This is a genomic window from Arthrobacter sp. NPDC092385, from assembly GCF_044755105.1.
GTDB lineage: Bacteria > Actinomycetota > Actinomycetes > Actinomycetales > Micrococcaceae > Arthrobacter_D.
In genome coordinates this window covers 34,758-55,209 of record NZ_JBIVQL010000017.1, presented here as the reverse complement: position 1 = coordinate 55,209, position 20,452 = coordinate 34,758, and the positions used below count along the sequence as shown (strand labels likewise).

18 protein-coding genes are annotated in these 20,452 nt (G+C 70.6%); 11 read left to right on the top strand and 7 right to left on the bottom strand.

All coding sequences use genetic code 11. The features are described 5' to 3' along the window. Positions 1-488: 488 nt before the first annotated feature. A complete protein-coding gene (locus ACIQCY_RS16380; RefSeq protein ID WP_400484916.1) occupies positions 489-1,169 on the bottom strand; it encodes a hypothetical protein in 681 nt (226 codons plus the stop codon). On the opposite strand from ACIQCY_RS16380, the gene ACIQCY_RS16375 reads away from it, so the two are divergent. Genes ACIQCY_RS16375 through ACIQCY_RS16330 form a run of 10 tightly spaced genes read left to right on the top strand, consistent with a single transcriptional unit; the run spans position 1,140 to position 11,321 of the window. Then, the gene (locus ACIQCY_RS16375; protein WP_400484915.1) at positions 1,140-2,678 is read left to right on the top strand and encodes a hypothetical protein; all 1,539 of its coding nucleotides are present in this window, start codon (positions 1,140-1,142) and stop codon (positions 2,676-2,678) included. The genes ACIQCY_RS16380 and ACIQCY_RS16375 overlap by 30 nt on opposite strands. After that, the gene (locus ACIQCY_RS16370; RefSeq protein ID WP_400484914.1) at positions 2,671-3,660 is read left to right on the top strand and encodes an HAD-IIA family hydrolase; all 990 of its coding nucleotides are present in this window, start codon (positions 2,671-2,673) and stop codon (positions 3,658-3,660) included. The genes ACIQCY_RS16375 and ACIQCY_RS16370 overlap by 8 nt, the downstream gene beginning before the upstream one ends. A gap of 48 nt (positions 3,661-3,708) precedes the next feature. Next, on the top strand, positions 3,709-3,936 hold the full coding sequence (locus ACIQCY_RS16365; RefSeq protein ID WP_400484913.1) for a hypothetical protein: 228 nt from the start codon (positions 3,709-3,711) through the stop codon (positions 3,934-3,936). Further along, positions 3,923-4,762: a TlyA family RNA methyltransferase gene (locus ACIQCY_RS16360; RefSeq protein WP_400484912.1), complete on the top strand. Its 840-nt coding sequence runs from the start codon at positions 3,923-3,925 to the stop codon at positions 4,760-4,762. Before ACIQCY_RS16365 ends, ACIQCY_RS16360 begins: the two co-directional genes overlap by 14 nt. After that, entirely contained in the window at positions 4,762-5,688 is a 927-nt protein-coding gene (locus tag ACIQCY_RS16355; protein ID WP_400484911.1) for an NAD kinase, read from the top strand. Before ACIQCY_RS16360 ends, ACIQCY_RS16355 begins: the two co-directional genes overlap by 1 nt. Then, the gene (recN, locus tag ACIQCY_RS16350) at positions 5,685-7,412 is read left to right on the top strand and encodes a DNA repair protein RecN (RefSeq protein ID WP_400484910.1); all 1,728 of its coding nucleotides are present in this window, start codon (positions 5,685-5,687) and stop codon (positions 7,410-7,412) included. The genes ACIQCY_RS16355 and recN overlap by 4 nt, the downstream gene beginning before the upstream one ends. Next, entirely contained in the window at positions 7,409-9,109 is a 1,701-nt protein-coding gene (locus ACIQCY_RS16345; RefSeq protein ID WP_400484909.1) for a CTP synthase, read from the top strand. Before recN ends, ACIQCY_RS16345 begins: the two co-directional genes overlap by 4 nt. Positions 9,110-9,113: 4 nt before the next feature. After that, positions 9,114-9,791: an NUDIX domain-containing protein gene (locus tag ACIQCY_RS16340; RefSeq protein WP_400484908.1), complete on the top strand. Its 678-nt coding sequence runs from the start codon at positions 9,114-9,116 to the stop codon at positions 9,789-9,791. A gap of 5 nt (positions 9,792-9,796) precedes the next feature. Further along, positions 9,797-10,759, top strand: a complete 963-nt coding sequence (xerD, locus tag ACIQCY_RS16335; protein ID WP_400484907.1) for a site-specific tyrosine recombinase XerD — start codon at positions 9,797-9,799, stop codon at positions 10,757-10,759. A gap of 10 nt (positions 10,760-10,769) precedes the next feature. Beyond that, positions 10,770-11,321, top strand: a complete 552-nt coding sequence (locus ACIQCY_RS16330; protein WP_400484906.1) for an 8-oxo-dGTP diphosphatase — start codon at positions 10,770-10,772, stop codon at positions 11,319-11,321. Positions 11,322-11,384: 63 nt separating this feature from the next. On the opposite strand, the gene ACIQCY_RS16325 is transcribed toward ACIQCY_RS16330, so the two are convergent. From ACIQCY_RS16325 to ACIQCY_RS16310, 4 genes are read right to left on the bottom strand one after another with little or no spacing between them, the layout of a single operon-like run. After that, on the bottom strand, positions 11,385-12,530 hold the full coding sequence (locus tag ACIQCY_RS16325) for a bifunctional 2-methylcitrate synthase/citrate synthase (RefSeq protein ID WP_400484905.1): 1,146 nt from the start codon (positions 12,528-12,530) through the stop codon (positions 11,385-11,387). Continuing rightward, positions 12,527-13,483: a methylisocitrate lyase gene (gene prpB, locus ACIQCY_RS16320; protein WP_400484904.1), complete on the bottom strand. Its 957-nt coding sequence runs from the start codon at positions 13,481-13,483 to the stop codon at positions 12,527-12,529. The genes ACIQCY_RS16325 and prpB overlap by 4 nt, the downstream gene beginning before the upstream one ends. Before the next feature lie 10 nt (positions 13,484-13,493). After that, entirely contained in the window at positions 13,494-15,011 is a 1,518-nt protein-coding gene (locus ACIQCY_RS16315; RefSeq protein WP_400484903.1) for an MmgE/PrpD family protein, read from the bottom strand. A 26-nt stretch (positions 15,012-15,037) separates the two neighbouring features. Beyond that, positions 15,038-15,706, bottom strand: a complete 669-nt coding sequence (locus ACIQCY_RS16310) for a GntR family transcriptional regulator (RefSeq protein ID WP_400484902.1) — start codon at positions 15,704-15,706, stop codon at positions 15,038-15,040. A gap of 196 nt (positions 15,707-15,902) precedes the next feature. Here ACIQCY_RS16310 and ACIQCY_RS16305 point away from each other — a divergent pair, with 196 nt between their 5' ends. Then, positions 15,903-17,849, top strand: a complete 1,947-nt coding sequence (locus ACIQCY_RS16305) for an AMP-binding protein (RefSeq protein ID WP_400484901.1) — start codon at positions 15,903-15,905, stop codon at positions 17,847-17,849. 55 nt (positions 17,850-17,904) lie between these two features. On the opposite strand, the gene ACIQCY_RS16300 is transcribed toward ACIQCY_RS16305, so the two are convergent. Beyond that, the gene (locus ACIQCY_RS16300) at positions 17,905-18,627 is read right to left on the bottom strand and encodes a response regulator (protein WP_400484900.1); all 723 of its coding nucleotides are present in this window, start codon (positions 18,625-18,627) and stop codon (positions 17,905-17,907) included. After that, on the bottom strand, positions 18,624-20,318 hold the full coding sequence (locus ACIQCY_RS16295; protein ID WP_400484899.1) for an ATP-binding protein: 1,695 nt from the start codon (positions 20,316-20,318) through the stop codon (positions 18,624-18,626). Before ACIQCY_RS16295 ends, ACIQCY_RS16300 begins: the two co-directional genes overlap by 4 nt. Positions 20,319-20,452: the final 134 nt, after the last annotated feature.

Here is a 20,452-nt window from a genome sequence, read left to right as displayed (position 1 = left end):
AGGACACCGCCGGACAACACTTAGCAACACAAAAAAGGGAAGGCCCCACACCACCAGGTGCGGGGCCTTCCCCCCATTTAACCCACACCACGAAAAATTCAAACCACACCCACCCAAGCCACCCCCACCCACCACCGAGCCCACCCACAGCACCCGCCCAACACCGAGCCGGCAGCCCTGCACACCGTACGGCCTGCACGAGAGGCGTCCATCACATCCACTCGAGGCGCCGATACCGGTGACAGTCCGGGGCGGCGCTTCGTGGTTCCATAGATGTGTAACACCCACAGCAAAATAGAGACCCGCCGGTGGAACATCCCGGCACCTGATGAGAGGACCCCGCTGCCATGGCTGAGCAGGAGCACACCGCCGGACGAGACGGGAAGCCCGAACACTCGAGCGACGCGGACGGCGGTCGCCAGGGAGGGTCCGGACAAGAGGGCCGTCGGCATTCCTGGGGATCCAAGTCCGGTGGACAGGGGGCCCGGTCAGGGGCTCCGCGAACCGGCGGCGACGATCGCTCCCGGGCTCACGACGAGTCGTTCTCGGAGCGACCACAGCGCAGCAGCTCGGCCAGTGACCGCGGTGCGTCCGGCGATGATCGTCGTGGCGCACGTCCCGAGGGCGGGTCCAGGGGATCGAGCAGCGGTGGACGGCCTCCCGGCGGCCGACCCGCGTGGAAGGGCCAGTCCGAGGCGCGAGGCGCGGAGCGCGCCGGCGGCCGTCAGGGCAGAGATGGCCAGAACGAGCAGCGTGACCGCCCGGGTTCCGCACGTGATGGACGGCCGAGTCAGGAGCGCGGTGGTTCCGCAGGCCAGCGGCGCGACGATCGGGCGGGCCAGAACCAGGGCAGGCCGGATCGTCGATCCTCGGAGCGTCCCCAGCGGGGGCCGGATGACAGCCGTGGAGCGCAACTGCGTGGCTCGGCGTCCCGCGGCGGCTCCGCGTCCGGTTCGGCCACCGACAAGCAGGCCCGATTCGGGGGACGTGGTGACGCGCCGACGGGCCGTACCGGCGAGGGTCGGGACCGTCCCTGGCAGTCGCGTACCCCGGGTGAGGGACAGGGATCTGGTGACCGGCGTGCGCCTGAGCGCAGCAGTTCGTTCCGCCGACCCGGCGACCGCCAGGAGCGGGGTGGCGTGGAGCGCGGAAGCGACGATCGACGCCACGGGAACCGGTCGGACGACACGGCGTCGTCGGCAGCGCGCACTCACAACGCGCGTGATCTCCGCAGCGCCAACCGACCGGATCGTGAGCGCTCTCCCGAGATCGACGAGGATGTCAAGGGCGACGAGCTCGATCGGGTGACCCGGGCCCAGATCCGCAATCTGGAGGAGCGCAGCGCGCTCTGGGTAGCGAAGCACCTGGTCATGGCAGGCCGACTCATCGACCTCGACCCGGAGCTCGCATTCCAGCACGCCCTGGCCGCAAGCCGTCGCGGGGGACGTCTCGCAGCAGTACGTGAAGCCGTGGGCCTCACTGCCTACGCGGCCGGCCACTACGGCGAAGCGCTTCGGGAATTCCGGACCTTCCGGAGGATCAGTGGCTCGAACGTCCACCTGCCGGTCATGGCCGACTGCGAGCGGGGACTCGGCCGACCCGACAGGGCGCTCGACCTTGCACGGAGCGAGGAAGCCGAGACGCTGGACGCAGCCGGAAAGGCGGAACTCGCCATGGTGATTTCCGGGGCCCGCACTGACCTAGGACAACTCGAGGCGGCCGTCTCGGCCCTGGAGATCCCGCAGCTGGATCTGCACCGGGCTTTCTCCTTCAGCCCCCGGCTGTTCCGCGCCTACGCCGATGCACTCGATGCAGTGGGACGTTCCGACGAGTCGGGCAGGTGGCGGCGTCAGGCGGGCGTCGCGGAAAAGGCCCTCGGACTCGACGATGACCTCGAACCGGACATCATCGACCTCGGCGAGGATGACGACGACGCTCCCGCGCCGGTCCCTGTGCCCAGGGTGGCGGACGTACTCGGCGGTGCTGCCGCCGCTCCGGTGGCAGCTCCGGCCGATGCTGCCCCGGACGGGAGCGGAGCCGCGGGCGTGGACACCGGTTTTAGGGATGCCGGTATCAGGAACGAGGATGCAGAGGCCGGCACGCGTGCTGATGCCATCGATGCTGCTGACGCAGGCCTTGCGGACGGCGTCCCGGCTCCTGGCCCGTCACGCTCCCTCGAGGGTGATCCCGCGACGGACGGCGAGCTTGCTGCGAGCACCACCGACGAAGCGGGTACGGTTCTGCCCGACGAAGCGGGTACGGTTCTGCCCGACGAGGCAGCGGATGCCCCGGGCGACGCGGGTTCCGCGGGGAACGGCACGGGAGAAGCTGAGGCAGCAGAAGGGGCTGTCGCTGCTGACGCGGTGCCGGCAGGCGAGACCTCGCACCCGGTACAGGCACTCCAGACCGAGATGCTCTTCAGCATGGATGACGCAGGCGCTGCGGATATCCCTGCGCCGCAGGCGGAGGAAGCAGTGCAGGAGCCGCAGGCTGCCCGGAGCACGACCGTCGAGTTCTCGGAAGCCGCATCGGGCCCGCGTACAGGAGACGTGGCGACCGGCGGGCAGGCAGGCGACCCGAGCTCCACCGACACCTCCACCGACGCCGGCCAGGACGGCCCCGCGCCCAGGCCCGAGCGGGCCGCCACGTCGGATCAGCCGGACGTCGTCGATGACTGACCGCCTGATCGACGCCTACGACGGCGTACTCTCCGACCTGGACGGCGTCGTCTACGCCGGACCGCGCGCCATCGACGGCGCGACGGAGGCCCTCGAACAGCTGGCGGGGGAGGGCAAGAGCCTGGCCTACGTCACCAACAACGCGTCGCGCTCCTCAGAGCAGGTCGCTGCCCATCTCCGCGAGCTCGGCGCGCCGGCCGGCGCCGAGCAGGTCTTCGGTTCGGCACAGGCAGGCGCCGAGCTGCTGGCGGGGCAGGTGGCTGCCGGCTCACTCGTCCTCGTGATCGGGAGCGAGACGCTCGAGGCCGCCGTCAGGGAGCAGGGCTTCACGGTCGTCGGCTCGGCCGACGACGGGCCGGACGCCGTCATCCAGGGGTTCTCGCCCGCACTCGGCTGGAAGGACCTGGCGGAGGCCGCGTATGCGGTATCCGCCGGCGCCGTCTGGGTTGCGACGAACACCGACATGTCCATTCCGCAGGAGCGGGGGATCGCTCCCGGGAACGGCACCCTCGTGGCCGCCGTCGCCGCTGCGACGGGGCGGTCACCGATGGTCGCCGGAAAGCCGGGAGCGGCCCTCTTCGAGACCGCGGCACGGCACTCCGGTGTCGAGCGCGCCCTCGTCATCGGCGATCGGCTCGATACGGACATCCTCGGCGGGAATCGCGCCGGGATGTCGACGGCTCTCGTCCTCACGGGGGTGGATTCGGTCCGGACGGCCCTTGCCGCGCGTGTCGATGAGCGTCCGGACTATCTCATCAGCTCCCTGGCCGAGCTGTACGAGGAGTACCCGGCGGTCACGCACGATGACGGCTCCTACGCCTGCGGGGACGCGTCAGCACGCGTCTCGGGGCGGACGGTGGAGGTCACGGGCCGTGAGGACGACGTCGACAGTTGGCGTGCAGCCTGCGCCGCCTGGTGGGCGGCGAACCCCGATGCGGCTCCCGACGGGGCGCCGGACGTCGCGTTCACGACGGCTGGCTAGTCTGGAAGCGGGAGCGACAGCCCGATGGGACAGAAAGGGGAGGCGGCGGTGAACGACACGACAGGCAGCGGGAGCGGCGGAGAAAGCGACGTGCACGCACAACCGTCGTCGACCGGGGACGTGCAGGTGGACCGGATCCTGGCCGTCCTCGACACGTTGGGTGATGTGCCCGTCAGCGAGCACGCCGCCATTTACCTCGACGTCCACGACCGCCTGGGCGGTGCCCTGAATCCGGAACAGAAGCTACGCCGGGCGGGAGCCCATGGCTCGCCTTGACCAGGAACTCGTGGCACGGGGCCTCGCCCGGTCCCGCTCCCACGCTGCGCAGCTGATCGCAGCCGGCAGGGTCCTCCGGGACGGCGTCGTTGCGGGCAAGGCGTCGGCATCGATCCTGCCCGCGGACGTCCTCGTCGTCGAAGACCACGGTGAGGACTACGTGAGCCGCGCCGGCAACAAGCTCGACGGCGCCCTCCGGGCCTTCCCCGCGGTGGTTCCGGTCGGCAAGCGGTGCCTCGACGCAGGCGCCTCCACGGGCGGCTTCACGGATGTCCTGCTCAGGCGGGGGGCGCGCGAGGTCGCGGCCGTCGATGTGGGCCACGGCCAACTCGTGCAGCAACTGCGTGATGATCCGCGCGTGCTCGTCTTCGAGGGGATGAACGTGCGCCACCTCGAACCGGACGCCATCGGCGGACAGGTCCAGCTGACCGTGGCGGACCTCTCCTTCATCTCGCTCCGCCTGGTCATCGCCTCGCTGGCCGCCGCCACGCAGGCCGGGGGCGAGATGCTCCTGATGGTGAAGCCGCAGTTCGAGGTGGGGCGCAGCGGGCTCAACAGGCTGGGCGTCGTCACCTCCCCCGAGGCCCGCCGCCGGGCCGTCGCCGGCGTGCTGCGCGGTGCGCTCGAGTGCGGGCTCGATATCGGCGGGATCGCGCAGAGCGAAGTGCCGGGACAGGACGGCAACCTGGAGTACTTCGTGTGGATAAAGGTGCCGAGCAGCGGATTGATGCCTAGGATCGAGGGGGAGCTGGACCGGCTGACGGAGCAGGCACTCGCCCAGGGCGCACTGTTCCCGCCCCCACCCCACCGATCAGACGGAGCTTGATGAGTAGACGAATTCTGGTGCTCGCGCACACCGGCCGCAGGAACGCGATGATCGCGGCGCAGGAGGCATGCACACGCCTCCACGACCTCGGACTCCAGCCTGTCATGCGACCGGAGGAGCTCGCCGACATCCAAAGGGAGTACGGGGAACTCGCGGCTCCTGCCCAGGCGCTGGGCGACGGCGTGGACTTCGGCGACGTCGAACTCGTCATGGTCCTCGGCGGCGACGGCACGATCCTGCGGGCGGCGGAGCTCGTGCGGGAGGCGGACATCCCCCTCCTGGGTGTCAACCTCGGACACGTGGGCTTCCTCGCGGAAAGCGAACGCGCCGACCTCGAGGAGACCGTGCGCTGGGTGGCCGATCGCAGCTACACGGTGGAGGAGCGCACCACGATCGAGGTCCTCGTCTGGCACGGGGATACTCTGCTCGGCAGCAGCTGGGCCCTCAACGAGGCCGCCATCGAGAAGGCGAACCGGGAGCGCATGATCGAGGTGGTCATGGAGGTCGACGGGCGCCCCGTGAGTTCCTTCGGCTGCGACGGCGTCGTCCTCGCCACCCCCACCGGCTCCACCGCCTACGCGTTCTCGGCCAGCGGCCCCATCGTCTGGCCGGAGGTGGAGGCGCTGCTCATGGTGCCGATCAGCGCTCACGCCCTCTTCGCGAAGCCGCTCGTGGTGGCGCCCACCTCGGTGCTCGCCGTCGAGCTCCTCACCCGCACCGAGGCCTCGGGCGTCCTCTGGTGCGACGGTCGACGGAGCATCGACCTGCCGCCGGGTGCCCGCGTCGAGGTGAGGCGCTCGGAGCATCCGGTACGGCTCGCCCGTACCCGGCAGACTCCGTTCTCCGAGCGGCTGGTCCGCAAGTTCGAACTGCCCATCCAGGGCTGGCGCGGCCCCGTCAAGCACCAGGAGGGACCGGTTCGATGATCGAGGAGATGCGCATCCGCGACCTCGGCGTCATCACCGACGCCACGCTCGAGCTCGGCCCCGGACTGACCGTCGTCACCGGTGAGACCGGCGCGGGCAAGACGATGGTCATCACGGCCCTCGGTCTGCTCCGCGGGGCGCGCTCGGACGCCGGCGCCGTCCGGCTCGGCGCCAAGTCCGCGTCCGCGGAGGCCGTCCTCCGCCTGGACCCTGCCAGCCCGGCCGCCCTCAGGGCGGCGGAGGCGGGCGCTGCGCTCGAGGAGGACGACGGCGTCGCCGAACTCATCCTCGCGCGCACCGTGACGAGCGAGGGGCGCAGCCGTGCCTATGTCGGCGGTCGTGCAGCTCCCGTCGGAGTGCTCGCCGAACTGGGAGAGGAACTCGTCGTCGTCCACGGGCAGTCCGACCAGCTGCGGCTGAAGGGCGCCCCCGCCCAGCGGCAGGCACTGGACAAGTTCGGCGGCAAGCCCGTCGAGGAAGCGCTGCAGGCCTATGGGGACGCTTTCCGCCAGTGGCGCGACGCCCTTGCCGAACGCGACCGCCTCCGGAGCGAGGCACGGGAGCGCCTGCGCGAGGCGGAGGGACTGGAAGCGGCCCTCGCCGAGATCGGGGACGTCGACCCGCAGCCCGGGGAGGACGCCGCGCTCAAGGCCGAATCGATGCGCCTCGGCAATCTCGAGGAACTCCGGACCGCGGCCCTCGTGGCCCATCAGGCGCTCGTGTCCGAGGACATCGGGGCCAGTGCCGACGCCGTGTCCCTGGTCGACGAGGCGAAGCGCCAGCTCGAGGCGGTCGCCGAGCACGACGCCGATCTCGGCACGCTGGCCGAACGGCTCGCCGAGGTGGGGTACCTGCTGGCGGACGTGTCCGCGGAGCTGGCGGGCTACGGGGCGGCGCTCGACGGGGAGGGTGCGGGCAGGCTCGAGGAAGTCGAATCCCGCCGGGCGGCGCTCTCCGTGCTCGTGCGGAAGTATGCTCCGACGATCGACGAGGTGCTGGCCTGGCAGGAGGACGCCGTGAAGCGCCTGCTCGAACTCAGCAGTGATTCCACCCGCGTGGAGGAGCTCGACGACGTCATCGCCGAGCTGGACCGCCGGGTGCACGGACTCGCCGAGGACCTGTCCTCGCTGCGCCGGGCTGCCGCGGGGAGCCTCGCGGCGAAGGTCAGCGACGAACTGACGGCCCTCGCGATGCCTGATGCGCAGCTGCTGATCGAGGTCACCCCGGCCGACGCACTGACGATCCACGGTGCCGACGACATCGCCTTCAACCTGCAGCCGCACCCCGGCTCGGCGCCACGCGCCCTGGGCAAGGGCGCCTCGGGCGGTGAACTCTCCCGCGTGATGCTGGCCATCGAGGTGGTCCTCGCCGCCGTCGATCCCGTACCCACCTTCGTGTTCGACGAGGTGGACGCGGGCGTCGGTGGCAAGGCCGCCGTCGAGATCGGACGCCGGCTCGCCATGCTGGCCGAGCATGTCCAGGTCATCGTGGTGACCCACCTGCCGCAGGTCGCCGCCTTCGCCGCCCGGCATATCCGCGTGACGAAGAACGTCTCGCGCGACGGCGACGGCGGCGGCGTGACCGCCAGCGACGTCGAGGTCCTGCCGGAGGACGAACGCGTGCGGGAGCTCGCGAGGATGCTCGCGGGGCAGGAGGATTCGGCCTCGGCCCGCGCCCACGCCGAGGAACTCCTCGCTGATGCCGCCCGCTCCACCGCTCGGTGATAAGATCGAACTCCGTGGCGCAGCAAACAAACTCCCGGTTCCTTAAATCCGCAACGACCAAGCACATCTTCGTGACTGGCGGCGTGGCCTCCTCACTCGGCAAGGGACTGACGGCATCCAGCCTGGGTCACCTCCTGAGGGCCCGCGGCCTCTCCGTGACGATGCAGAAGCTTGATCCCTACCTGAACGTCGATCCCGGCACGATGAACCCGTTCCAGCACGGCGAGGTGTTCGTCACCGACGACGGCGCCGAGACCGACCTGGACATCGGGCACTACGAGCGGTTCCTCGACGAGAACCTCGACGGGTCGGCGAACGTCACGACGGGCCAGGTCTACTCGACCGTCATCGCGAAGGAACGCCGCGGCGAGTACCTCGGCGACACCGTCCAGGTCATCCCGCACATCACCGACGAGATCAAGCGTCGCATGCGGCTGCCGGCCGAGGCCGCTCCCGGCAAGAAGGCCCCCGACGTCATCATCACCGAGATCGGCGGCACGGTGGGCGACATCGAGTCGCAGCCCTTCCTCGAATCGGCCCGCCAGGTCCGCCAGGACATCGGCAGGAACAACGTCTTCTTCCTGCACGTCTCCCTGGTCCCGTACATCGGCCCGTCGCAGGAACTCAAGACCAAGCCAACGCAGCACTCCGTCGCGATGCTGCGCTCCATCGGTATCCAGCCGGACGCCATCGTGATCCGCTCCGACCGTGAAGTGCCGACGGCCATGCGGGAGAAGATCGGCCGGATGTGCGACGTCGACATCGACGCCGTGGTGAACGCCGCCGATGCCCCGAGCATCTACGACATCCCGAAGACCCTCCACGCCCAGGGCCTCGACGCCTACATCGTCCAGGCGCTCGACCTGCGGTTCAAGGACGTCAACTGGACCAAGTGGAACAAGCTGCTGGACGTCGTCCACAACCCGAAGCACCACGTCGAGGTGGCCCTGGTCGGCAAGTACATCGACCTCCCGGACGCCTACCTCTCGGTCACCGAGGCGCTGCGCGCGGGCGGCTTCGCGAACAAGGCGAAGGTCACGATCAAGTGGGTCCCGTCCGACGAGTGCCAGACGCCCGAAGGCGCCAAGAAGGCGCTCGCCGGCGTGGACGCCGTCTGCATCCCCGGCGGCTTCGGTATCCGCGGCCTCGAGGGGAAGCTCGGCGCCCTGACCTACGCCCGCGAGAACAAGATCCCCACCCTCGGCCTCTGCCTCGGACTGCAGTGCATGGTCATCGAGTACGCCCGGAACGTCGTCGGCCTCGAGGGCGCCTCCTCCAGCGAGTTCGAGCCGGACACGGAGTACCCGGTCATCGCGACCATGGCCGAGCAGCTGCACATCGTCAGCGGCGACGGCGACATGGGCGGCACCATGCGCCTCGGCCGCTGGGAGGCCAAGCTCCAGGAGGGCTCGGTCATCGCCGGGACCTATGGCAAGACCACGGTCTTCGAACGTCACCGCCACCGCTACGAGGTGAACAACGAGTACCGTCAGCAGATCGCGGACGCGGGACTCGTGTTCTCCGGCACGACGACGGACGGCAAGCTCGTGGAATTCGCCGAACTGCCGAAGGACGTGCACCCGTACTACGTCTCCACGCAGGCGCACCCCGAGCTGAGCTCGCGCCCCACGCGGCCGCACCCGCTGTTCGCGGGCCTCGTCAAGGCGGCCCTCGAACGACGCGACGCGAAGGTCTGACGGGGTGTCCGGGGACAGCACCGCCTTCAGCGACGAGCAGAGCCCGCGCCGGCTCCTCGGGGCCACCACGGTCTACGAGGGTCGCGTGTGGGACGTCGTGAGCGAGGAGTTCACCCTGACGGACGACGGCGAGAGCATCACCCGGGACTTCATCCAGCATCCCGGCGCGGTCGCCGTCCTCGTCCTGAACGACGAAGGCCAGGTGCTCCTCCTGCGCCAGTACCGCCATCCGGTGCGCATGGCGCTGTGGGAGATCCCTGCCGGCCTCCTCGACGAGGAGGGCGAGGACTTCGTCGACGCGGCCGCGCGGGAACTCGCGGAGGAAGCGGACCTCACGGCGCAGCAGTGGCACGTCCTCGTCGATCTCTTCCTGTCTCCCGGCTCGTCCTCGGAGGCGCTGCGGGTGTACCTGGCGCGCGGTGTCGGGGACGTCCCTGAGGCCGATCGCCACACGCGCACGCACGAGGAAGCGGAGATCGAACTGCAGTGGGTGGACCTCGACGAGGCCGTGGCAGCGGTCCTCGGGGGGCGGATCCACAGTCCGTCGGCCGCCGCGGCCATCCTCGCGGCCCGCGTGGCCCGCGAGAACGGGTTCATCGACCTCCGCCCCGCGACGACGCTCTGGCCCGAGCATCCGAGCCAGCACCCGACCTGGCCCCGCGGCGCCGTACTCGAGGGCTGACCGACGTGCCGGGCCCGGTGACCGCGGACGAGGAAGGACCCCTGGCCGTCCTCGTGCGCGACTACCTGCGGCACATGTCCGTCGAGCGGGGGCTCTCGGTCAACACACTCGCCGCCTACAGGCGCGACCTGCGGCGGTACGAGGCGTTCCTCTATGCCCGCGAGGTACGGGATGCCGCACGGATCTCCCGGCACGACGTCTCCGCGTTCGCGCAGGCCGTCGTCTCGGGGGACGACGGCCTGTCGCCCCTGAGTCCGCGGTCGGCGGCCCGCACCGTGGTCGCGGTGCGGGGCCTGCACCGTTTCTGGGCACTGGAGGGCATCACCGAGGGCGATCCGGCCCGCGACGTGCATCCGCCGATGATCGGGCAGCGACTCCCGAAGGCCATCCCGGTGGCCGAGGTGGTCCGCATCCTGGAAGCCGTCGATACCTCGACCCCTTCCGGCCAGCGCGACCGCGCGCTCCTCGAGTTCCTGTACTCCACTGGCGCCAGGATCAGTGAAGCGGTGGGCCTCGACGTCGACGACGTCTCCGTGGACGATGCGCTCGACGGCCCCGCCGTCGTCCGCCTGACGGGCAAGGGGTCGAAGGAACGGCTCGTCCCCGTCGGCTCCTACGCCGCGCGGGCGGTCGATGCCTACCTGGTGCAGGGCAGGCCGGCTCTCGCCTCGAAGGGCAAGGGCAGCCCCGCGCTGTTCCTCAACATGCGGGGAGGGCGCCTGAGCCGCCAGAGCGCCTGGAGCATCCTGAAGACGGCGACCGAGCGGGCCGCCGTGACGCGGGAGGTCTCGCCCCACACGCTGCGGCACTCCTTCGCCACCCACCTGCTCGAAGGCGGCGCGGACGTGCGTGTGGTGCAGGAGCTGCTCGGACACGCATCGGTCACCACGACGCAGGTCTACACGCTCGTCACGGCCGAGACGCTGCGGGAGGTGTACGCGGCAGCCCATCCCCGCGCCCGTGCCTGAACGGCGTTCCGTGCCCGAGCCGCCTTCCGTGCCCGGGCTCCCCGCCGGCGCGGTCCGGCCCGGCGAATGGATGACCGTCGACGGCGCGGCCTACCGCTGCGTGGTCCTGTGCTTCCTCTTCCGGGGCAGCGGCCAGGGCCGGGACGTGCTCCTCGGCCTCAAGCGCACCGGATTCGGCACCGGGCGGGTCGTGGCCCTCGGCGGGAAGATCGACGGCCGCGAATCGGCGGGGGAGGCCGCCATCCGCGAGGTCGCGGAGGAGGGCGGTATCGTCCTCGCACCGGCGGACCTGCGCGAGGCCGGCCGCATCTCGTGGTCCTTCCCCGCCCGGCCGGAGTGGAACATGGTGGCCTTCCTGTTCACCGCCGACGCCGGCACCACGACCGTCGTGGCCAGCGAGGAGATCGAGCCGCGCTGGTACGCCGTCGATTCCATCCCCTGGCACGAGATGTGGCAGGACGCCCCCTACTGGCTCCCGTCGCTGCTGGCGGGGCGCCGCATCGACGCCCGCATCCTGATGGACCGGGACAGCGAGGGCGTCGCCGGCGCCGTCGTGGACTGACCCTGCCGCGATCGGCACGGCCGGACCACGGCGCCGTCGACCCCGGACGGGGCCGCCCGCCCGTCAGCTCCCGAGGACGTGCCGCTCGTCGGGACCGTTGTAGAGGCTCAGGGGCCTGATGAGGGAGTTCGAGGCGACCTGCTCCATGATGTGCGCCGTCCAGCCGGTGATACGCGCGGCGATGAACAGCGGCGTGAACATCCCGGTGTCGAAGCCCATGAGGTGGTAGGTGGGCCCGGCCGGGTAGTCGAGGTTCGGCTTGATCCCCTTGGCCTCCTCCATCGCGGTCTCCAGCCCCGTGTACAGTCCCAGGATCTCGCCGCGGCCGTAGTACTCGATCATGGCGTCGAGCGCCGACTTCATGGTCGGGACGCGGGAGTCACCGTTCTTGTAGACCCGGTGGCCGAATCCCATGACCTTCTTCTTCGATGCCAGCGCGTCCTCCATCCATGCCTTCGCGCGGGCGGCGGCCTCCCCGGACGTCTCGTCCTCGCGGATGCCGATCTCCTCGAAGGTGTGCATGACGGCCTCGTTCGCCCCGCCGTGCAGTGCACCCTTGAGCGCCCCGATCGCGCCGGTGACGGCCGAGTGCAGGTCCGACAGCGTCGACGTGATGACCCTCGCGGTGAAGGTCGACGCGTTGAAGGAGTGCTCCGCGTACAGGACCATCGAGACGTCGAACGCGTGGACCACCTCGGCGGGGGCTTCCTCGCCGAAGGTCATCCAGAGGAAGTTGGCCGAGTAGCCGAGGTCCTCGCGCGGCTCCACGAGGGCCTGGCCCCGGCGGCGTCGCTGGTCGTAGGCCACGACGGCCGGGAACGCGGCGAACAGCGTCGCGGCCTTCTCCATGTTCGCCTCGACCGCGTTGTCGCCCGCCTTCGGGTGGATGGCCCCCAGGACGGACACGGCGGTGCGCGCGACGTCCATGGGGTGTGCCGTCAGCGGCAGCAGGTCGATGGCCGCGACCACTTCCGGCGGCAGGGCCCGGTGTGCGCGTTCGAAGGCATCGAACCGCCGTCGTTCGGACGTGTCCGGCAGCTCGCCGTTCCACAGCAGGTAGGCCACGTCCTCCATGTCGCGGTGCCCGGCCAGTTCCTGCACGGGGTAGCCCCGGTACAGCAGGGAGTTGGTCTCGGGATTGACCTTCGAGATCGCGGTGTAGTCCACCACCACTCCGGCGAGCCCCTTGTGGATCTCTGGTTCTGTCACGGCTGGTCCTCCTGTGCGTCCGGTCCTGCTGATGTGTCGCTGCCCGTCCTGTGACCGCTCGGTACCTCGAAGTTGAAGACGGAGGAATCGAAGCGGTTGTACCCCTCGTAGTCCACCAGCTCGTACAGCCGGCTGCGCGTCTGCATGTCCGGTACGGCCGGCTCCTGGGTCCCGTGGGCCCTGATCGAGTCCAGCGTACGCTCGGCGGCCCCCATCGCACTGCGCAGCAGCGTGACCGGGTAGATCACCATGGTGACGCCGGCCTCCTGCAACTGCCCGACGGTGAAGAGCTCGCTCTTGCCGAACTCGGTCATGTTGGCGAGGATCGGGACGTCCACGGCGTCGCGGATGGCCCGGAACTCGGCCAGGCTCCTCATCGCCTCGGGGAAGATGGCATCCGCGCCGGCCTCGACGAGCGCCCGGGACCGTTCCTGGGCGGCTGCCAGGGAGTCCGTGCCCCGGATGTCGGTGCGGGCCATGATCAGGAAATTCGGGTCGCGGCGGGCGTCGGCCGCGGCGCGGATGCGCTTCACGGCCGTGTCGAGGTCGACGACGTTCTTGCCGTCGAGATGACCGCACCGCTTCGGGTTGAACTGGTCCTCGATGTGGCAGCCGGCGAGCCCGGCATTCTCGAGTTCCTGCACGCTGCGGGCCACGTTCATCGGTTCGCCGAAGCCGGTGTCGGCGTCGACGATGCACGGCAGATCGGTCATGCGGGCGATCTGCCCGGCCCGGTGCGCCACCTCCGTGAGGGTGGTGAGGCCGATGTCCGGCAGCCCGAGATCGGCGGCGATCACCGCGCCGGAGATGTAGACCCCGTCGAAGCCCTTGTCGCCGATGAGGCGGGCCGACAGCGGATTGAAGGCGCCGGGGAACTGCTGGATACGCCCCGAGGACAGCCCCGTCCGCAACGCGCGGCGCTTCTCTTCGGCGGGAACGTTCGAATACAGCATGGCGGCCTTCCTAGAGGAGTCCCTGCGGCGCGGCCGCTTCGAGATGACCGGGGGCCGCCACGATGTTGAGCCGGCCGAGCGAGCCGGCCGGGAGGTCCGGCAACTGCTCGACGGCGGCCAGGAAGCGGTCGATCTCGGCGTCGTCGACGATGCCGTCGGCCAGCATGCGCAGTTTTGCGACGTAGTCCGCGCGGACGAACGGCCGCGCCCCGAGGGGGTGGGCGTCCGCGACGGCGATCTCCTCCGTGATGACCGTGCCGTCCGTCAGGGTGATCTCCACCCGGCCGCCGAAGGCCTTCTCCGCGATGTCCAGGGAGTGGTAGCGGCGCGTCCACTCGGGGTCCTCCACGGTGGTGACCTTGTGCCAGAGCGCGACGGTGTCGGGCCGGGCGGCGCGCGCCGGCGCGTAGGAGTCCTCGTGGTGCCAGCGGCCGTCCTGCAGGGCCACGGTGAAGATGTAGGGGATCGAGTGGTCGAGTGTCTCGCGTGACGCGGTCGGATCGTACTTCTGCGGATCGTTGGCTCCCGAACCGATCACATGGTGCGTGTGGTGGGAGGTGGAGATCACGACGGACGCGACGTTCTCCGGGGACGTGACCTCGGGGTGCGATCCGTGGAGGCGCCGGGCGAGGTCGATCCAGGCCTGGGCCTGGTACTCGGCGGAGTGCTCCTTGGTGTAGGTGTCGAGGATGGCGCGCTTGGGCTCGCCGGGGGCCGGCAGCGGCACCTCGTAGGCTGCCTCCGGGCCGTCGAGGAGCCAGGCGATCACGCCGTCCTCGCCCTCGTAGATGGGCGTGGGGGAGGTCTGCCCCCGCATCGCGCGGTCCACCGCCTCGACGGCCATCTTGCCCGCGAACGCCGGCGCATGCGCCTTCCAGGTCGAGATCTCGCCCTTGCGGGACTGGCGGGTCGCCGTCGTCGTATGCAGTGCCTGCCCGACGGCGTGGAAGACGACGTCGGGATCCAGCCCGAGGAGGGTGCCGATGCCCGCGGCAGCGGAGGGACCGAGGTGTGCGACGTGGTCGATCTTGTGCTTGTGCAGGCAGATCGCCTTCACGAGATCGACCTGGATCTCGTAACCCGTCGCGACAGCCCGCACCAGGTCGCTGCCGGACGCCCCGGTGTGCTGCGCCGCGGCGAGGATCGGCGGGATGTTGTCGCCCGGATGGGAGTAGTCGGCGGCGAGGAAGGTGTCGTGGTAGTCGAGCTCCCGGACGGCGACACCGTTGGCCCAGGCCGCCCACTCCGCCGAGACGGGCGAGTCGACGCCGAACACGTGGGCGCCGTGTCCGTTCGAGGAGACGGGATGGCTCAGCGCCTGGGCGCGGGCTGCCACGACGGGCGCCCTGTTCAGGGAGGCGACGGCCACCGAGGCGTTGTCGATGATGCGGTTGATCACCATGTCGGTGACGTCGGCGGTGACCTCGACGGGGTCGGCGGCCACCTCGGCGATCCTCCAGGCGAGCTGCCCGGTTCGGGGAAGGTTCTCCTCGCTGCGGTGGACGCGGACGGGATGGAGCTCGACCATGGTGTTCCTCTCGGTAGTTCAGTGGTTCAGCGGTTCGAAGGTTCAGGGTGCGTCGGAGTGCCCGAGTGCGGGGCGAGCAGGTGCTGCAGGCTCTGGTGGAGGTGCACCCGCATCGATGCCTCGGCGAGCTCGGCATTCCCCGTGCTCAGGGCGAGGGCGATCTGCTCGTGCTCCCTCGCCGAGGCGAGGAGCCGTCGCGGATTGTCCCGGGCCAGCCTGCGGACCCTGGCGAGGTGGGTCCGGATCGGCTTCTGGGCCTGCAGCAGGTAGGGATTCCGGGCCGCGTCGTCGATGTGCTGGTCCAGCCGGGCGACGAGCGCGTAGTACGCGTCCTGCCCGCCGCCGTCGTCCTCGATGAGCCGCCCCGCCGCGGCGAACTCGGCGGCGAGGGCCGCGAAGAGGCCGCCGTCCCCCCGGGAGGCAGCGAGCCGGACGGCCGCGCATTCCAGGGGCAGCCGGACCTCGAACAGATCGGCGACCACCTCGAGGGAGATGGCGGAGACGACGACCCCGCGTCCGGCATGGGGGACCGCGAGTCCCTCGGCGACGAGCCGGGAGAGGGCTTCGCGCAGCGGTGTCCTCGAGACGCCGAGCCGGGCGGACTGCTCGACTTCCGCCAGCACCACGCCGGGGGCGAGCCGCCATTCGACGATGTCGGAGCGGAGGAGGGCATAGGCGCGATCGCTGGCCCGCACACGTGCCCCCTCCCGGTCGTCGTCGACGTCGGCCCTCCTGGAGGGCGCATCGGACCTCAATGTATACAGAGAAGCGAGAACACACAACCGGGAGTAGGAGCGAACGAGCTCCGGATGAATTCCTGTATACAGCGCACTGTGCCTCGCCGTGCTGCCGTGGTACCGTTCCTCACCAACCGCGCGACGAGGGGCGATCATGGCTGCTGCAGGACATCGAACACCTACGGGCGCTTCGCCCGTGGACGGCTACCGGCAGCTGCACGCTGCCAGCCTGGCCGATCCCGGGGAGTTCTGGCTGCACGCGGCCGGCGCCATCGACTGGATCACCCCGCCCACCACCGCCGTGGACGCGTCTTCGCCCCCCTTCTACCGGTGGTTCCCGGATGCCTCCCTGAACACGAGCTACAACGCCCTCGACCGGCACGTCGAGGCGGGCCGCGGAGGGCGCGCCGCGCTGGTCTACGACTCCGCGATGCTGGGCGCCGGCCGCACCTACACCTACGCCGAGCTCCGCGACGAGGTGGCCCTCTTCGCAGGTGTGCTCGCGGGCCTCGGGGTCGGCAAGGGAGACCGCGTCCTGGTGTACCTCCCGATGATTCCCGAAGCGGTCGTGGCCATGCTCGCGACCGCCCGCCTCGGTGCGATCCACTCCGTGGTGTTCGGCGGATTCGCCCCTGCGGAACTCGCGGCACGGATCCGGGATGCCCGCCCGTCCGCCGTCGTCACGGCCTCGGGCGGCCTGGAACCGGGCCGGCGCGTGGAATACCTCCCCGCCGTGCACGAGGCTCTCGCGCTCGCCGGGAGCGCCGGAACCCCCGTGGTCGTCAAGGAGCGCGGGGGCTTCGCCTCCGGCGTCGGCGACTACCGGGAGCCCGGTACGCACTGGGTGGACTGGGATGAGGCCGCGTCCGGCGCGGACCCCGCGGCGCCGTTGGAGGTGGCAGCCACGGATCCCCTGTACATCCTCTACACCTCGGGGACCACCGGCGCTCCGAAGGGCGTGGTACGCGACAACGGCGGGCACGCCGTCGCCCTCGCCTGGTCCATGCAGGGGATCTTCGGCATCGGGCCGGAGGACGTGATGCTGACGGCGTCCGACGTCGGCTGGGTGGTCGGGCACTCCTACATCGTCTACGGCCCGCTCCTCGCCGGTGCCACGACCGTCCTCTACGAGGGCAAGCCGGTCGGCACGCCCGACGCCGGTACCTTCGGCCGGCTGATCGAACAGCATCACGTCACGGCGCTGTTCACGGCGCCGACCGCCCTGCGGGCGATCCGGCGCGCGGACCCCGGCGGCGACGCCATCCGCACCCATGACCTCTCCTCGCTCGCCACCCTCTTCTGCGCCGGCGAGCGGCTCGACACGGGTACCTCCGAGTGGATCGGCGGAGTCCTCGGCGTGCCCGTCGTCGACAACTGGTGGCAGACCGAGACGGGGTGGCCCATCTGCGCCAACCCCCGGGGGCTGGGAGGCGTGCCGCTGAAGCCCGGCTCTCCGTCGCTGCCGTCTCCCGGCTTCGACGTCGTGGTCCTTGCTCCTGACGGCTCACCCGTGCCGCCGGACACGGAGGGGAGCATCGCCCTTCGGCTCCCGCTTCCGCCCGGCGCCCTCACCACCCTGTGGGGCAGCGACGAGCGCTACAGGGATTCGTACCTCAGGGCCTTCGACGGCTTCTACACGAGCGGCGACTCGGGCTACATGGATGCCGACGGCTACGTCTTCGTGATGGGGCGGACCGACGACGTCATCAACGTGGCCGGGCACCGCCTGTCGACGGGCGCGATCGAGCAGGTCCTCGCGCGCCATCCGGCCGTCGCCGAGTGCGCCGTGCTCGGCCTGCAGGATCCCGTCAAGGGCCAGCGCGCGAGCGGGTACGTGGTCCTCAAGGCGGGCCTGTCCGTCGATCCGGTGCTGCTCGAGGCCGAGCTCGTCGCGCTGGTCCGGACGGCGATCGGCCCCGTGGCCGACTTCAGGACCGCCATCGTGGTGGAGGCGCTGCCCAAGACGCGCTCAGGGAAGATCCTGCGGAAGACCATGCGGCAGATGGCGGCCGGTGAGACCTACGCGGTGCCGTCCACCATCGAGGATCCGGCCGTGCTCGAGGCCCTGGCACCGCTGCTCCGGCCGTTGTCCGCGCCGTGACCGCCCGCCGTGATCGCCTCGCTGCGGGTGCGTCCGCCCCGGGCGGTTCCGCACGCTAGCGGCCTGCGCTCCGCCGCGCCCAGCTGTACTCGAACTCCGGCCGCCCCCGCGTCCCGTAGCGCGGGGTGCGCAGGACGGACTGCTGGTCGGCGAGGTACTCGAGGTAGCGTCGCGCAGTGACCCTGGACATCGACAGAGCCTCCGACACCTCGATGGCCGAGGTGGGCGCCTGCAGCTCCTTGAGGAGCCGGGAGACCGCCCGGAGCGTCTCCGCCGAGAGACCCTTGGGAAGTGCGGCCGCGGTGACGGGCCGGAGCGAGGCGAAGGCCTGATCCACTTCCGCCTGCGTGGTGGCGGACGCCTGCTCCACCAGGGTCCGGCGGAAGTCCTGGTAGGCGCCGAGCTTCTCGCTGAACGCCGAGTAGGTGAAGGGTTTGATCAGGTACTGCACGATGCCGGACGAGATGGCGGAGCGCACCACCTGCAGATCGCGGACCGCGGTGATGGCGATGATGTCCAGCGGCAGGCCGAGTCCCCGGACGCGGCGGATGATGTCCAGTCCGTGGGCGTCCGGCAGGTTCATGTCCAGCAGCATGAGGTCGACGGCGGCCTCGGGACGGCCGGTCCCCTCTCCGGCCAGATGGAGGAAGGTGGCGAGTTCCGCACCGCTCCGGACCACCCCGGCGAGTTCGAACCCCTCGAGCCGCCGGACGTACTCCGCATGCGCGGCGGCAGCCACGGGATCGTCCTCCACGACCAGGACGCGAATGGCGCTCACGCCCGGCCTCCGTCATCGGAGCCCGGGTGCAAGGCAGCGCGTCCGGATACCTCCGGGCCGGCCCCCGGGTCCCGGGGGAGGGGGAGGCGGACGGCGAAACGGGCTCCGCCGTCGTCCGTGTCGGTCACCTCGATGGATCCGGCGAAGCGCTGCACGGCCTGGCGGACGAGTGCGAGGCCGAAGCCGCGCCCGCCACTGTTCGACCCGTCGGCCTCCTTCGTGCTGTAGCCGACGTCGAAGATCCTCGCCTTCTCCGAGTCGGGCAGCCCGTTCCCGCTGTCCTCCACCACGATCTCCAGTTCGGGTGCGCCGTCGTCGTCCGTCACGCGCCGTACGGCGAGCAGCACGCGGGGTTCCTCGGACGCGGCTGCCTCGTCGAACGCGTTGTCGAGGAGGTTGCCGATGACCGTCACGAGGTCCACGGGATTCAGCGAGCCCGCCTGCGCGTCGTGCGCGATGTCCGAGGTCAGCTCGATCCCGCGCTCGTTCGCCTGCGCGGCCTTGCCCACCAGGAGGGCCGCGATGAACGGCTCGTCGATGGCCTCGACCACCTCGTCCGTGAGCCGCTGCGACTGCTGCAGGTCCCTGGTCGCGAAGTCGAGGGCGTCGGCACTCCTGCCGAGTTCCACCAGCGAGACGATGGTGTGCAGGCGGTTGGCGTGCTCGTGCGTCTGCGAGCGCAATGCGTCCGTCAGGGTGCGCATCGTCTCGACCTGCCCCGTCAGGGCCTCGATCTCGGTGTGGTCGCGCAGCGTGGTCACGGTGCCGAGTGCGGGCTGGGCATGGCCTCCGCGGCGCGCGGGGGAGGGCGGGACGGCGGGCTCCTGGTTGACGACCAGCACCCGGTTCTCGGTCAGGTGCACCTCGTCGCGGGCCCGTCGGCCCGAGGCGAGAAGCTCCCGCAGCGACGGCGCGACGTCCAGGCGGGATGCCTGAACCGGTTCCGGTGTCCCGTCGAGGCCGAGGAGACGCGCCGCCTGGTCGTTGTAGAGGACGAGCCGTCCTGACGCATCGATGAGGAGGAGGCCCTCACGGACGGAGTGGAGGACCGAATCGTAGAACACGAAGGTGCGCGAGAGCTCGGCCGGCCCCATGCCCAGCGTGGCGTCCCGCAGGCGGCGGCTGAGCAGGAACGAGACCAGGGCGCCCAGCGCCAGCGCGCCCAGGGCGATGACGGCGATGAGGGGGAGCTGCGCGTTCCGCGCGATCGCGGCACGGTCGACCGTGATGCCCGCGGCCACCATGGCCCGCACCGAACCGTCGTCGTCGAGCACCGGGACGATCGAGCGGATCGACGGGCCGAGGGTACCCGCGTAGGTCTCGGTGTGCGTCCTCCCGGCCAGGGCTTCGGCGACCGATCCGAGGTACGGCTTGCCGATCTCCTCGGGATTGCGGTGCGTGAAGCGCGTGCGGTCGGTGCCCATGATCGTGATGAAGTCGACGCCCAGCCGGTCCATCACCTCGACGGCGTAGGGCTGGAGCGTAGCCGAGGGGTCCGGCCCCTGGACGGCCTCCAGGACGGCGGGTTCGAGGGCGATCGAGGTGGAGACGGCCACCATGCGCTCCGCGGTGGCGTCGTTCACGCCCTGCTCCGCGTCCGCGTACAGGATCACGGACAATGACGCCGACAGGACGAGGATGAAGACGAGCTGGGCCAGGAAGAACTGCCGGGCGAGGCTCCCTCGACTCACGCGGTGATCCTGCTCCTTTCGGGTCCTGCCGGCCTCGGTCGTGGCCGGCATGCCCCGTCGCAACCGGCCACGACCAGTATGAACTCAATCGTGAGCCCGGTCACTCCCGATGCCATGATGAAGGGGAACACTCA